Origin of the sequence: Ralstonia soli (assembly GCF_023955655.1) — a bacterium.
Classification (GTDB): Bacteria; Pseudomonadota; Gammaproteobacteria; order Burkholderiales; family Burkholderiaceae; genus Ralstonia; species Ralstonia soli.
Genome location: NZ_JAMXHT010000002.1, coordinates 217442 through 231287 on the forward strand (window position 1 = coordinate 217442; position 13846 = coordinate 231287).

Here is a 13846-nt window from a genome sequence, read left to right on the forward strand (position 1 = left end):
CAGAGTGTGCGATGCGGAAGCACTCGTGGTCCGCCGCCGCGCAATCGACTAATCAGGAGATCGTTGATGGATGAATCTAAGCGCAAGGCCTTCGCAGAAGATGGCGCCATTCTCATGGAAGGCTGTCTGAACAAGGAGCAACTGCAGCTGTGCAGGGACGTCTTCGACTGGGGCATCGAAAATCCAGGCCCTGGCGCCAGTTCCATGTTCGACGGCACCGAGCAGCGATCGCACGTCGACAACGCCAATCCGTTTGCCAAGGCGCGGCTGGACGAACTGGTCGGTAAGCTGCCGTTGGGCCAGATGTTTGCAGACCTGTGGGGCTCCAAGCACGTGTGGTATTTCGCCGAGGAACTCTTTCTCAAGACGGGTGGCAAGGCAGCGCGTTCGTCCTGGCACCAGGACACCTCGTACCTGCCATGGGCCGGGTCGCACTGGGGTAACGCGTGGATAACCTTCGAAGCCGTTCCGAAGCGCAATGCGCTGGAGGTCGTGCGCGGATCGCACCACGGCACGCAGTATGACGGCACCACGTTCAAGAGCGTCGACGACCCGACCGATCCGCTGCACGGTGACGCTGCTGTGCCGTTCTGGCCGCGGATGCCGGATATCGAGGCCGAGCGCAGCGCCAATCCGAACGCCTACGACATCCTCTCGTGGGCGATCAATCCGGGGGACGTCCTTGTCCTGCATCCGGGCACGCTGCATGGCGGCGCCCCCACCGACGCAGACTTTCCCGATCGCCACACGCTCGTGCTGCGTTTCTTTGGCGACGATGCCACGTTCAGGCCGTTGCCTGAAAACAGCCGCTCGGGCTACAGCAAAGCAGGCGTCCTGTTCGCCGACGAGATCGCGCATTTGAAGTCGGGTGATCCGTTCCGTGCGCCCTGCTTCCGTCAAGTTGTTTAAGCAAACACAGAGAGGTACACACCATGACTGCCAAACGTCAATCGATTGTTCCGGCGCCGTTCCAGACCTACTACGACGCCTACCACTTCTCGCCCGCCACGCGCGTGGGCGACATCATCTGGGTGTCCGGCCAGGTCGGGATCGGTGCGGATGCGAAACCCGCCGAGGGTATGCGGGCACAGGCGCAGATTGCGTTCGAGTGCCTGAAGGGCGTGCTCGAAACGGCCGGCGCCAGCTTGGCTGACGTGGTTGAGCTGACGACCTTCCATACCGACCTGCGGGGCGAGATGGCGGAATTCACGCCGGTCAAGGATGCGTACTTCCCGGATCGCTATCCGTCGTGGACGGCAGTCGGGGTGACGCAGTTGGCGCTTCCCGAGCTGTGTGTCGAAATTCGCGCGGTGGCGGTGGCAGGGTCCGGCAAAGACTGAGCTGGGGGCTCGAAGCGCTTCTGAGTACCGGTGCGTGTGTGCTGTGACTACCGCGCGTTCGCAAGTCGTCAACGATGGATGAGCACGGATTCGCTGAACAGGGAATACCCGAGCTTTTTTTTAGCTTACGTCTTTGTCATCATTTACTAAGATTGCTAGTGTGTTCTACACAGTCAACATGACCGGTGTGTGAAGGCGGAGTCGGAAGGAGAACCATGATGAAGAAGTACGGAATCGAAGCCGTGTCCGCTATCGCGGCGGCAGTGTGTCTTGTGATCGGAACCGCTGCCATGGCGGAAGACCTCACGCCGGAAGGTGGTGATCGTGCGGCCAGCAAGGATGGTGCGGTGCCTGCCTATGCAGGCAAGCAGGCGGCCGAGGCAGGCTGGGAATGGGGCAAGTACCGCGGTGACTTCTGGAAGCACAAGAACGAGAAGCCGCTCTATTCGATCGACGCATCGAATGTCGATAAGTACGCCGCGCAGCTGACGCCGGGCCAGATCGCGCTGGTCAAGCAGAAGAAGGGCTACCGGATGGACGTGTATCCGTCGCATCGCGAGTGCCAAGTGCCCGACTTCGTTGCGCAGAACTCCAAGGCGAACCTGACGGGCGCGAAGCTCGATTCCACCGGCGAACAGTTGGAGACCGCAGCCCTCCCAGGCGTTGCATTTCCGCAGCCGAAGAACGGTGCAGAAGCAATCCTGAACTACATCTACCGTTACCGTGGTGAAGGCCTGGAATGGCCGAAGATGGCGACCGTGGTGTCTCCGCGTCCGGGGAGCAACGAGTGGATCGACGCGATCGCTCCGCAGCATGCGTTCTTCCCATGGGGCAAGCAGGGCAAGGCGACGCCGCAAGAAGTCGATCAGGTCAGCAACGCCGCCTTCTTCAAGGTTGAGTCGCCGCCGGCGCTGGCGGGCCAAGCCTTTGTGCAGCGCCAGTTCTTCAACAAGCCATCGGAGACGTTCTACTACTTCCCGGGGCAGCGCCGTGTGCGCCGCATGCCGGCCTATACGCACGATGCGCCGATCATCGGCATGGAGAACCAGTATCTGATCGATGAGGCCAACATGTTCTACGGCACCATCGACCGCTTCAACTGGAAGCTCGTCGGCAAGAAGGAAATGATCGTGCCGTACAACGCGTTCGGCATGTACAAGTTCAAGGCCAACCTGCACGACGTTGCCACGCCTGAGGGCATCGCTTCCGCCAACCGTCGCTACGAGATGCACCGCGTCTGGGTGGTCGAGGCAACGGTCAAGCCCAGTGCACGCCACGTTGACTCCAAGAAGGTCTTCTACCTGGATGAAGACAGCTGGTTGGCGCTCGTCGGCGAGGACTACGACGCCCAAGGCAAGCTGTGGAAGGTACGCGAGAGCTACCCGATTCCGGTGTGGGAGCTGGGCGGCACGTGCGATAACGAGCCGTTCGTGCAGTACGACGTGATTAACGGGCGTTACGTCATGGACCAGGCGACCTTCGGCCAGGGTCAGGACATTCGCTGGTACCAGCACATCAACGATCCGCGTTTCAAGACGGACTTCTTCACCGCAGAAACGCTGCGCGCGGTGAGCGAGCGCTGAAGATAGCCGCATGGGCGGGGGCCGGCGTGCGCTTGAGGAGGGGCGCGCCGGCATTCAACGGGATGGAGGAAGGGCGATGAAAACAACGAAGATGTTCCGGCGCAGCGCGATATCGCTGGCCGTTCTGGGGGCGACTGCGTCCAACGCATATGCCTACGATTTCACGTTGGGCGCGGACGATGCGGTCAAGGGTTCGCTGGTCAGCAACATCACGGCTGGCGTGGCGTCCCGGACCAAGAGCCCGAGCTGCGCGCTCACGGGGGACCCGAACGCGAACGGCTGCGGGGCAGCAGCCAACACCGACCAGTGGGGCGCGGGCGACAACGGCGACCTGAACTATCGCAAGTGGAAGCCGTACAGCGCGTACCTGAGCGCGACCAGCGAACTGCTGCTGACCATGCCAACCCAGGGCCTGAAGTTCATGGCGCGCGGTACCGGCATGTACGACTTCATGGCCAAGAACACGGAGCGCACGCCGCTGTCGAGCGACGCGAAGGCGCAACTCGTGTACGACGCCCACGTGCTCGACCTGTGGGGCCAGAAAGATTTCACGATCGCTGACCGCAACGCGCACGTACGTGTCGGTAACCAGGTCATCAACTGGGGCGAGAGCATGTTCGCCATGGGCGGCATCAACGCCACCAACTCGCTCGACATCCAGAAGCTGCTGATTCCGGGCTCGCAGCTCAAGCAAGCGCTGCTGCCGGCCCCGATGGTGAGCTTTGCCTCCGACCTTTCGAATGGGTTCAGCACCGAGGCCTACTACCAGTTCATCTGGAACGGCAACCGCATGCCGCCGGTGGGCTCGTTCTGGTCGGTGTCGAACGCGGTTGGTCGCGGCGCGGAGCCCTTCACGGTCAACACGAACAACTTCAACGCGAACGGCCCGAGTGCGGGTACGGTCGCGGGCCAGAACGGGCTGAACAGCCGTGATCCGGGCACCATCGCCGCGATCAACAATGGTCTGGTCAATGGCGACTTTGCGGGGCCGCCGTCATCGGATTTTGGTCTTCCGATCTCGAGCAAGCTGCCTTCCAAATACAAGCCGCAGTTCGGCGTGAAGTTCAACTACGTGCCGAAGACCATCGATGCGAACTTCGCGTTCTACTACGAGAACTACACCGACAAGTCGCCGGTGCTGACGTCCTTTGCGAACAACACGCTGCAGTGGTCGTATCCGCAGAACCGCCAGCTGTTTGGCGTGAGCGCGAACTTCCCGGTCGGGCCGTGGGCGGTGGGCACCGAGCTGTCGTATCGCCCGCGTGATGCGGTGTCGCTTTCGAGCTGCTACGGTGCCGGCGGCCCGATGGACTTGAACGTGAACCCGGCCGGTGTCGACTGCCAGCAGTGGGTGGATCGCAAGAAGCTGCAGTTCGGCATCAACGGCATTCTGGCGCTCACGCGCAGCGAGTACCCGTTCCTCAAGATGATCGGTGCGGATTCGGCCACGCTGACCGCCGAGGCGACGATGGTCTATTACCCGGGCTTGGGCGGAAGCGTGACGCGCACGGTCAACGGTGTGGACGTCATGCAGGCGCCCCAGGCCGGTTATCTGACCTGGTTGAACAACAACTCGGGCTCGGGCTACCCCATCGGCATGCGCCAGGGTACGGCGGCGTCCGGCGGTGTGACGGTTGACTTCAACTGGACGTATGACGGCACGCTGATCCCAGGCTGGCAGGTGACACCGGGGGTGACGGTCAACGCGGGCCTGTACGGCTACACCCCGACGTTCAACGCGAACTACATGCAGGGCGCCAAGTCGGCCAACTTCTACGTGTTGTTCAACCAGAACCCGACGGTGTGGCAGGCGGGCATCAACTTCACGGCGTTCTGGGGTGGGCACAACACCGTGGGCAATCCGTACTCGGACCGGAATTTCATCGGGGCATTTGTCACGCGAAATTTCTGACGGGTGACATGGCTGGAAGCGGCGCACGTTGTGCGCCGCCGGAATACTTGAAGGGGTAGTGTCGTGTTGAATCGTCTTGTTGCGGGGCTGGAAAAAGCCTTCTTCGGCCACCGCGCAATCGTGCTTGTGGTGATCGGTTTGTTTACTGCCGTGATGGCCGTCTTCGCCGTACAGCTGCGCATGGATGCGGGCTTCGAGAAGCAGATGCCAATTGGCCATGAGTACATCCAAACGTTCCAGAAGTACCGGAATGACTTGCTGGGCGCGAACCGCATCACCGTGGTCGTGCGCGCGAAGAAGGGTTCCATCTGGACGCCCGAAGGGCTGACGCGCCTGTACAACGTAACGCAGGCGGTGACGTACCTGCCGAATGTTGACCGGATCGGGGTCCGCTCGCTGTGGACGCCGAACTCGTTCGTCAATGAGATCACCGAAGAAGGCTTCCGCGCCGAGCCCATTATTTCGGGCTCGATCACGCCGGATCAACTGACGCCCGAAGTCGTCTCGCAGATTCGCCGCGCGACCACGTTGGGTGGCTACGTCGGCACGCTGGTCTCGCACAACGAAGACAGCGCGATGATCACCGCCGAGCTGAACGAACGCGACAGCAGCGGCAAGGTGCTCGACTACGTGGCGTTCAACCACACGCTTGAAGAGAAGATCCGCAAGCCGTTCGAAGATGCCGGCTACGAAATCCAGATCATCGGTTTCGCCAAGCAGATCGGTGACATTGCCGACGGCGCGACCGCTGTGCTGGGCTTCTGCGCGATCGCATTGCTGCTGACAGCACTCGCTGTGTACTGGTACTGCCACTCGGTGCGCTTCACGGTACTGCTGATCGTCTGCTCGCTGACCTCGCTGGTTTGGCAGTTTGGCACGTTGAAGCTGCTGGGCTTTGGCTTGGACCCGCTGGCCGTGCTGGTGCCGTTCCTGGTGTTTGCCATTGGCGTGTCGCACGGCGTGCAGCAGGTCAACTTCATCGTGCGTGAGATCGCACGCGGGAACAACTCGTTCGATGCAGCACGCCATAGCTTCACCGGCCTGCTGATCCCCGGCGTGCTGGCGCTTGTGACGGCTTTCGTCTCGTTCATCACGCTGCTGCTGATCCCGATTCCGATGGTGCGTGAGCTGGCAATCACGGCTTCGCTCGGTGTGGGCTACAAGATCATCACGAACCTGATCCTGCTGCCGGTGGCCGCATCGTGCTTCAACTTCACCAAGGAATACGCGGAAAGCGCGCTCAAGCGCAGCGGTCGGCGCGCGGTGCTGTTGCGTCCGCTGGCCAAGGTTGCCCAACCGAAATATGCAGGAGCCACGGTCGCCCTGACTTGCGTGGTCTTTGCGCTGGCGGCGTGGCAGAGCCGTGACCGCGTGATCGGCACCCTGCAGCCGGGCGCGCCGGAGTTGCGTGAGGAAGCGCGCTTCAACCGTGATGCAACGTCCATCGCGGGCAACTACGACATGGGCCTGGACTGGCTGTCGGTGGCGATCGAGTCGACCGGCAAGGCGTGCGACAACCCGGCCGTCGGCCTGTATGAGAACGAATTCACCGCGGCCATGCGCACCGAGCCGGGTGTGGTGTCGGTCCAGTCGTACTCGTCCATGCTGCGCACCTATAACGCGGGCTACAACGAGGACTATCCAAAGATGAACGTCGTGCCGATCGACCCAGACAACTACGGGGCGGTGTCGGTGGATGTGGCGCGCCTCAAGGGCTTCATGACGGCCGATTGCAGTATGACTGCCGTTCATCTGTACCTAGCCGACCACAAGGCGACGACCATCAACCGGGTTCTGGATGACATCAAGCACTACCGCACTTCGCATCCGTTCCCCGGCATCAACATCCGCCTGGCGGCTGGCAATGCGGGCGTGCTCGCTGCCACCAATGACGAAGTCGAGAGAAGCGAACTGCCGATGATGCTGTACGTGTACGCAGCCATCGTGATCCTCGTGTTCCTGGCCTACCGCGACTGGCGCTCGATGCTGGCCTGCTGCGTGCCGCTCACGGTGGCGACCTTCATCGGCTACTGGTTTATGAAGGAACTCAAGATCGGCCTGACGGTGGCCACACTGCCGGTCATGGTGCTGGCGGTGGGGATCGGCGTGGACTACGCGCTTTACATCTACAACCGGCTGCAGCGGCACCTGGCCGAAGGCGATCCGATTCTCAAGGCCATGGAGCGTGCGTTGGAGTTCGAGTGCGTGGCGACGATCTTTACGGCGATCACGCTGGCGGTTGGAGTGGTGACGTGGAGCTTCTCGGCGCTCAAGTTCCAGGCCGACATGGGCAAGCTGCTGGCGTTCATGTTCATCGTCAACCTGGTGATGGCCATGACGGCACTGCCTGCGCTGGCCTCGGTGCTGGAGCGCTGGTTTCCGCGTCGCAAACCGGCACGGGTGCCGGGCCTGCTCAGCCACTGATCCGGAGACACAGACATGATCAAGACTCTTGTGGCCGGCATTGCGCTGTGCGTGGCCTCAACGGCGTTCGCCCAATCCAAAGGAACGGTCGCCACCTGGAGCGCCAAGCCGGCGCATGCGTGGGCCGCGCCGACGCACATGATGCTGCTGGACGCGACGCACGCCGGCAAACGCATCGTCGCCGTGGGTGAGAGCGGCATCGTTCTGCTCTCCGACGACGAAGGCAAGACCTACCGGCAAGCCCGCAGCGTGCCGGTCTCGGCCACGCTGTCCGCTGTCAACTTCATCGATGACATGCGTGGATGGGTGGTCGGGCAGTGGGGCGTGATTCTCGCGACCACCGATGGCGGAGAAACCTGGACCAAGCAGCGCATGGACACGGCGGTCGATCAGCCGTTGTTCTCGGTGCTCTTTACGAACGACCACGATGGGATTGCCGTTGGCCTGTGGTCATTGATGCTGCAGACGCATGACGGCGGCAAGACGTGGACCCGCACCACGCTGCCCAAACCGCCCAACGGCGGCAAGGCGGACCGCAACCTGTACCACGTGTTTGCGGATGGCAAGGGCGCGCTCTACATCTCCGCAGAACAAGGGACCGTACTCAAGTCGACCGACGGCGGCGCCAACTGGGATTACCTCGCCACGGGCGGCAAGGGCTCGTTGTGGTCGGGTGTGGCAATGCCTGACGGCCGGGTCGTGGTGGGCGGGTTGCTCGGCAGCCTGTTCCAAAGCAGCGACGGCGGGGCGAACTGGCAACCGTTGACGGCCGAGACCAAAAGCTCGATCACCAATCTTGTGGCAACCGGCAAGGGGCTGATGGCGGTGGGGCTCGATGGGCTGGTGCTGAAGCAGCGTGAAGACGGGGCGCCGTTCGATATCGCGCAACGCCCGGACCGTGCTGCGCTGACCGCTGCCGTGATCGATGCCGGCGGCAAGCCGATTCTGTTTTCAAAAGAGGGAGTGCTGGCCGAACGCTAAGCCGGGCTAGTCGTCGTTAGAGGAACAAAAAACATGACAAACGAAAAAGGGGCATCCAAGATGGCCCCGGAGAGTGGACCGGCAGTACCAAGCCGGCGCCGGCTCCTTGGTGTTGCTGCAGCAGCGGGCGCGGCGTCGCTGGCGGCAGGGGCAGCATCGCGCGCGGTGGCTGCTACGGCCTCGGCGCAGCCTGACGTGCTGGACGTCGCGATCATCGGCGCAGGGCTGGCGGGGCTCACCGCCGCGCGCGATCTGAAGCGCGCGGGGTGCGAATCATTCGTCGTGCTGGAGGCGCGTAACCGCGTTGGCGGCCGCACATACAACCACGACATCGGAAACGGTGTCGTTTCTGAAGCGGGTGGCCAGTGGATCGGCCCCGGGCAGACCGCAATTTCCGATCTGGCGCGCGAGCTTGAAGTCGACACCTTCCCGACCTACTACGCCGGCAAGACCGTGATCCTGGCAGGCGATACCAAGGTGGCGCAGGATCTGCAAGGCGGCAGCTCCGGTGACGAGAAGATTGCGGCCAAACTCAACGAACTGGCGCGCGGTGTGCCATCGGCTGCACCCTGGAAAGCCAAGAACGCGGCGGAGCTCGACAAGCTGTCGTATGGCGAGTGGCTGCGGCAGCAAGGCGTGCAGTATCAGGACGGATACTTTCTTGCCATTGCGGCGAAGCTGTCGCTCGGCGGAGCGCCCGCGCAACTGGGTCTCTTGCAATACCTGCAGGCGATTGCCAGTGCCGAGAACAGTGTCGAAAGGCTCGAATCCATCAAGGGCGGCGCGCAGGAAACGCGCTTCGTCGGCGGCTCGCAAATCCTCAGCATCAAGATGGCGAAGGACCTGGGCGACAAGGTCAAGCTGTCTCGCCCGGTGCGCAAGATTGTCGGCTGGAACCGCGACGTCGTCGAGTTGCACACCGATCAGGGCATCGTGCGCGCACGCCACGTGATCGTGGCGCTCAACCCGGCGCTCTGCAACCAGATCGCCTTTGACCCGCCGCTGCCCGCAGGGCGTTCGCAACTACAGCAGCGTTGGCCCGCGAATGCGCCAATGCGCAAGACCGTGCATGTCTACGACAAACCGTTTTGGCGGGAAGACGGCAACAGCGGGCAGATCTTTCAGGTCGGTGGTCCGGTGTTCATGTCCTATGACAACTCGCCGCCTGACGGCTCCATCGGCGTGCTCAGCGCGTTTGTAGCACCCGGTGCATTGCCCTCGAACCCGAAAGCCGCCGAGCAGGCGCTGACGGCCATCTACGTGCAGGCGTTTGGCGAGAAGGCACGGCATCCGGCGCAGTTTCATGACTTCGACTGGGGCCGCGTTGATCCGTGGACATTGCAGTGCATCCATCCGATTCCGCCAGGCTTCTGGACAAAGTGGGGCGAGTTCCTGCGCCCCGCCGTGGGGCGGTTGATCTGGTCGGGCACCGAGACTGCCGACATCTGGCCCGGCGCGATGGACGGCGCTGTGCGCTCCGGACATCGGGCGGCCCTGCAGGCGCTGGGTGACATGGCGCAGCGCGCTCGGGAGGTCTGAATGAAACGAGCAAAGATTCTTGGTATCACTGTGGCAGTTGCGCTGGCCGCCGCGATCGGCGCGGGCGCGCTTTACGGGCGCGATATCGTGGACGGCATGCGCTTCGAGAAGGCGATGCACGAGATTGGCGAAGCGGAGAAAACCGGCCCCTGGCCGCAGCCGCACGAGACGTGCTTCGTTTGCCATGGGCCGCGTGGCCAATCGCTGAACGCGTGGTATCCGGCTCTGACCGGTCAGCCGAAGACGTACATCGCTGCCCAATTGCACGCGTTCGCCAGCGACCATCGTTCCAATCCCTACATGGGGCCGCTCGCCAAAGACCTCACCAATGCGCAGATCGATGCATTGGCTGACTACTTCGCCCAGCAGGCGCCCGCACGCAACGAAGAGGTCACAGCCGACGCAACGCTCGAAAAGCGCGGGCTGGCATTGGTGCAGGCCCGGAGTTGCCAAGCCTGCCACGGCGAGAAACTGATGGGCAAGGATCAGGCGCCGCGCCTGGCGGGGCAAGGCGAAGACTATCTCGCCAAGCAGCTCGCCGACTTCAAGGCCGGCGCACGCAAGGACCCGACGGGCGCCATGAACGGGATTGCCGCAACGCTGTCGAGCGACGATGTCCCGGCGGTCGCACGCTATCTCGCCGGTATGTCGCCAGGACGATAACGCCAACATCCACACTCGCCAGGCTTGCGCATCCGTCGATCGTAAAGGCGCAGCATCGTCGTTGATGCTGCCGACCCGGTGCGCAGGTCACGCCTCCTAGATCCCTGGTCTTTTGGTCTCCTCTGGGGTCTTTTCATGCCGTGTTCGCACGGCATTCTTTTTTTTTCAGAGACAGGGTATTCCCCGTCTTTTTTTTCCTACCAATGATTGTCATCATGACCTAACTTTATATACGTGTTCTAAGAGATGGCGATCGAAGTCTCCAGTCTCTTGCTCCCGTATCTGAAGGGAGCCCGCAAGAGGCAGGCGATTTTTCTGGCGCTCAGTCGAACGCGGCTCAGAGGTTCGGGCCTGTTTCTGCCCATCCTCCTGGAGCAACGCAGGTTGACCAGCGCGGCGTGAAGCAGCGTGTGCAGCCAGAACGCCCAAACGGGAGAACGGGAGCAATGCCCCAGGCCCTGCCTGAGGCGATGTCGAAAATCAGTTGAAGAAGGAGTGCGTCATGCAACTCAAGCAACTTGGTATTGCCTCGGTGATTGTGGCTGGCTGTCTGGTGGCAGCGGGTCCATGGGCACAACCCGATCGCATTGGCACGTATGAAATGGCCGCGCAGGATTCGCAGGCGGGCGCTGGTAACGGTGATGCCGGCTCAACGGAGGGCGCCCCCCGTTTCGACCCATACACGCAGGGCCACCGCACAGGGCGTTTCGACCCTTACACGGAAGGCATGGGTCGCCCCGTCGTCGACCTGATCTGGATTCAGGGGAATACGTGAGTGGTAGCCCTGCACCCAGGGGCCATCCGCGCATCACTGCCGGGCATCGGATAACGCTACGAGCAGGTCACAACTACGCGACGAAGCCGGCGAGCGACAGGTGCAGTGCGCGCACTGCAATTCAGGAAAACGGAGGTGGGCTGCAGGGCGCTGAAGAGGCAGCGTTCCCCCTCCCTAGTTTGAGCAAGCATGGAAAGAGGCACGCATGAGTGAACGAGCAAATACAAACTGGGGCGATGAGCTGCGTTACGCCGGGGGTGTTAGGGATATTCAAGTCGCCGGTGCGACCACAACAGCAAAGGCTGCACCGCCCGTTGCGCGTGCGGGTAAGGAGGCGCAGATCCGCACGGCGCTGGAGGCCTATCGCCCCTTTGGTGGGTGGCTCGACAAGCCGAAGGATCTGCAACCACGGCTTGAAGGCGACGTGAGCGCCGATGTCGTCATCGTTGGCGCAGGCTTTGCGGGCTTGTCTACTGCACTGGAATTGACCGCCGCCGGTGCAAAGGTCGTCGTCCTAGAGCGCGAGTTTGCCGGCTTTGGCGCAAGCGGCCGCAACGCGGGCTATCTGGCTGGCGGGCAGGGGCTTGAGTATGAGCTGTTCCTCAAGCGTGTGGGGCGCGAGCAGGCGAAAAAGATCGTCAGCTTCTACGACGCGGGCGTGAGCTACGTTGAACGCAAGCTCGGCGAATACGGCATCGATTGCGATTACAACGCCTCCGGGATCATCCGCGCGGGGGTGCATCCGTCCCAGGAAGAGAAGGTGCGCAAGAGCATGCGGATTGCCGCCGAGCTTGGTCACCAATCCCAGTTTCTGGATGGCCGCGAGATGCGCGCACGCGGCATTCCGCCGGCGTTCCTGTTTGGCGCCTATTCGGCCAATGGCGGCACGCTGGACCCTGGAAAATACGTGCTGGGCCTGCGGCGCGCAGCGATCCGAGCTGGCGTGAAGCTCTACGAAAACACGCCACTGCTGTCTTACACCGAAGGCCCGATCGTGAAGGTGAACACCGAGCGCGGCAGCGTCAGTGCCCCGGTTCTGGTGTTCGCCACCAATGCCTATACGCCGCAGATTGGCCTGCTTGGCGACAAGGTGATGCCGTTCCGGGTCTCGGCAATCGAAACCGAACCCCTCTCCGCAGCGCAGTTGGCAGCGCTGGGCTGGGCGCGGCGCGAAGGGATCGTGACGGTGCACTGGACGATGGAGAGCCATCGGCTGACGGCCCGCAACTCGCTCGTGTTGACGACCAAGCGGATCCACTATGTGTATGGATCGCATACACCCCATGTGCCGGACAACGATGCCTATCGCGAACTGGTTGTGGCGCTGCACGATCGCTTCCCCGCGTTGAAGGACTTGGCCATCCGGGCGTGCTGGAGTGGCTACGTCAGCATGGCTGGCGATGCGCTGCCCGTCGTCGGGGAGACCGGCGCGCAGAAGAACATCCTCTATACCGCAGGGTGCTCGGGGCATGGCGTCGGTACGCAGTCGATGATGGGCCATCTGCTTGCCGAGCGGATTCGCGGCAGGGAGCATCCGCTGCTTTCGGCGTTGCACCACAAGACGCCTTCAACGCTGCCTGAACCGCTGCGATGGTGCGCGGTCAACGGGCTGATCGGCCTGACCAACACACTGGATGAGCAGCTGAACCGCAAGGTACGTCGTTCGGCCGCCGCTTAGTCAATCGGCAACAGGTCGAATCTGACGACCACACGCAGTGGCTACAGACGTCTTGTGGTACGAGAGCCGGAGGGGGCTTCAGCGATATACTGTAGCTCCCTCGACCAACCGCTGATGTGATGACCTTGGTGAGGCGATATATCCAATCATGACAGAGACGACAATACTCCCTGCTGAGCAACGCCGCCCCCGAAAACGGCGCGCGTCTGCTGCCCCCGAAGGAGCAAGCCCAGAGACCTTGCGGGCTCAGGGCGTGCGTACGCGCAACGCAATCGTTCGCGTGGCAAGAAAGCTCCTGCTTGAGGGTGGGCCGCTGGAATTCTCGCTGCGCGCGGTGGCCCTTCGGGCCGGGATCAGTGTCAGCAATCTCCAGTACTACTTTCCGAGCCGGCCGGCAGTATTGCGCGCTGTGATGGAACCCGAGATGGGTATGTATCTGGACGCGCTCAAGCATGCGCTTGAGAGCAGCGAGTCGCCCCTCGAAGCGCATGAAGCGATCCTGAAGCGAGCGATCAGCGACGCGAGAAATACCAAGTACGTGGCGTTGTGGCGGCACTTTCTCTCGTTCGCGTCTACCGATCCGGAGTGCGCGAAACTGATCGATGGGTGGTACGACACGCTGACACAAGAGTTGGCAAGGTTGATCCGCACGATCAATCCAAAGTACGACGTGGCCGAGAGTCTGCACGTTGCCGCGCTACTGATCGCGATGGCCGACGGGTTGACGCTTCAGCTCGGCACAATGGGCCGCAAGCATAGCTATCTGGACGGGCTCGAGGAGCGATTCCTCTCCTTCGCCAATGCCGTCGTGCTGGGAAAGGTGCCGGGTCCGAGCAAGCGTTAATCGTCAGACCGCCGCTACGGCAACCAACAAAGACAGGGGAATACCCTGTCTTTTTTTTCTCCCTGTATTTGGTACATTGTCCTATGTTTGGTAACGCGTTCTATTTA

General features: G+C 62.2%; 11 protein-coding genes. All 11 read left to right on the forward strand.

The genetic code is table 11. From position 1 onward, the window contains the following. Positions 1 to 66 precede the first annotated feature (66 nt). Positions 67 to 909: a phytanoyl-CoA dioxygenase family protein gene (locus tag NG900_RS04835; RefSeq protein ID WP_252677305.1), complete on the forward strand. Its 843-nt coding sequence runs from the start codon at positions 67 to 69 to the stop codon at positions 907 to 909. Positions 910 to 932: 23 nt separating this feature from the next. Further along, the gene (locus NG900_RS04840) at positions 933 to 1340 is read left to right on the forward strand and encodes a RidA family protein (RefSeq protein ID WP_252677313.1); all 408 of its coding nucleotides are present in this window, start codon (positions 933 to 935) and stop codon (positions 1338 to 1340) included. Positions 1341 to 1555: 215 nt separating this feature from the next. Next, entirely contained in the window at positions 1556 to 2923 is a 1368-nt protein-coding gene (locus tag NG900_RS04845) for a DUF1329 domain-containing protein (protein WP_252677314.1), read from the forward strand. Positions 2924 to 2999: 76 nt separating this feature from the next. Then, on the forward strand, positions 3000 to 4835 hold the full coding sequence (locus tag NG900_RS04850) for a DUF1302 domain-containing protein (protein WP_252677316.1): 1836 nt from the start codon (positions 3000 to 3002) through the stop codon (positions 4833 to 4835). A 63-nt stretch (positions 4836 to 4898) separates the two neighbouring features. Next, a complete protein-coding gene (locus NG900_RS04855) occupies positions 4899 to 7259 on the forward strand; it encodes an efflux RND transporter permease subunit (protein ID WP_252677318.1) in 2361 nt (786 codons plus the stop codon). Between the two features lie 15 nt (positions 7260 to 7274). Continuing rightward, positions 7275 to 8240, forward strand: a complete 966-nt coding sequence (locus tag NG900_RS04860) for a WD40/YVTN/BNR-like repeat-containing protein (protein ID WP_252677320.1) — start codon at positions 7275 to 7277, stop codon at positions 8238 to 8240. Between the two features lie 33 nt (positions 8241 to 8273). After that, positions 8274 to 9779, forward strand: coding sequence for a flavin monoamine oxidase family protein (locus NG900_RS04865; RefSeq protein ID WP_420804119.1), 1506 nt, complete (start codon positions 8274 to 8276; stop codon positions 9777 to 9779). Then, a complete protein-coding gene (locus NG900_RS04870; RefSeq protein WP_252677321.1) occupies positions 9780 to 10442 on the forward strand; it encodes a c-type cytochrome in 663 nt (220 codons plus the stop codon). A gap of 502 nt (positions 10443 to 10944) precedes the next feature. Beyond that, entirely contained in the window at positions 10945 to 11217 is a 273-nt protein-coding gene (locus NG900_RS04875; protein WP_252677323.1) for a hypothetical protein, read from the forward strand. Positions 11218 to 11422: 205 nt separating this feature from the next. After that, complete coding sequence (locus NG900_RS04880) at positions 11423 to 12895, forward strand: NAD(P)/FAD-dependent oxidoreductase (protein WP_252677325.1); 1473 nt, start codon at positions 11423 to 11425, stop codon at positions 12893 to 12895. Between the two features lie 253 nt (positions 12896 to 13148). Next, positions 13149 to 13739, forward strand: coding sequence for a TetR/AcrR family transcriptional regulator (locus NG900_RS04885; RefSeq protein ID WP_420804120.1), 591 nt, complete (start codon positions 13149 to 13151; stop codon positions 13737 to 13739). Positions 13740 to 13846 lie beyond the last annotated feature (107 nt).

What these genes read in the sequence shown, in the direction of transcription:
- NG900_RS04850 (WP_252677316.1), top strand. Translation starts at nt 3,000, where the DNA reads ATGAAAACAACGAAGATGTTCCGGCGCAGCGCGATATCGCTGGCCGTT.
- NG900_RS04835 (WP_252677305.1), top strand. Translation starts at nt 67, where the DNA reads ATGGATGAATCTAAGCGCAAGGCCTTCGCAGAAGATGGCGCCATTCTC.
- NG900_RS04845 (WP_252677314.1), top strand. Translation starts at nt 1,556, where the DNA reads ATGATGAAGAAGTACGGAATCGAAGCCGTGTCCGCTATCGCGGCGGCA.
- NG900_RS04875 (WP_252677323.1), top strand. Translation starts at nt 10,945, where the DNA reads ATGCAACTCAAGCAACTTGGTATTGCCTCGGTGATTGTGGCTGGCTGT.
- NG900_RS04860 (WP_252677320.1), top strand. Translation starts at nt 7,275, where the DNA reads ATGATCAAGACTCTTGTGGCCGGCATTGCGCTGTGCGTGGCCTCAACG.
- NG900_RS04870 (WP_252677321.1), top strand. Translation starts at nt 9,780, where the DNA reads ATGAAACGAGCAAAGATTCTTGGTATCACTGTGGCAGTTGCGCTGGCC.
- NG900_RS04865 (WP_420804119.1), top strand. Translation starts at nt 8,274, where the DNA reads ATGACAAACGAAAAAGGGGCATCCAAGATGGCCCCGGAGAGTGGACCG.
- NG900_RS04880 (WP_252677325.1), top strand. Translation starts at nt 11,423, where the DNA reads ATGAGTGAACGAGCAAATACAAACTGGGGCGATGAGCTGCGTTACGCC.
- NG900_RS04840 (WP_252677313.1), top strand. Translation starts at nt 933, where the DNA reads ATGACTGCCAAACGTCAATCGATTGTTCCGGCGCCGTTCCAGACCTAC.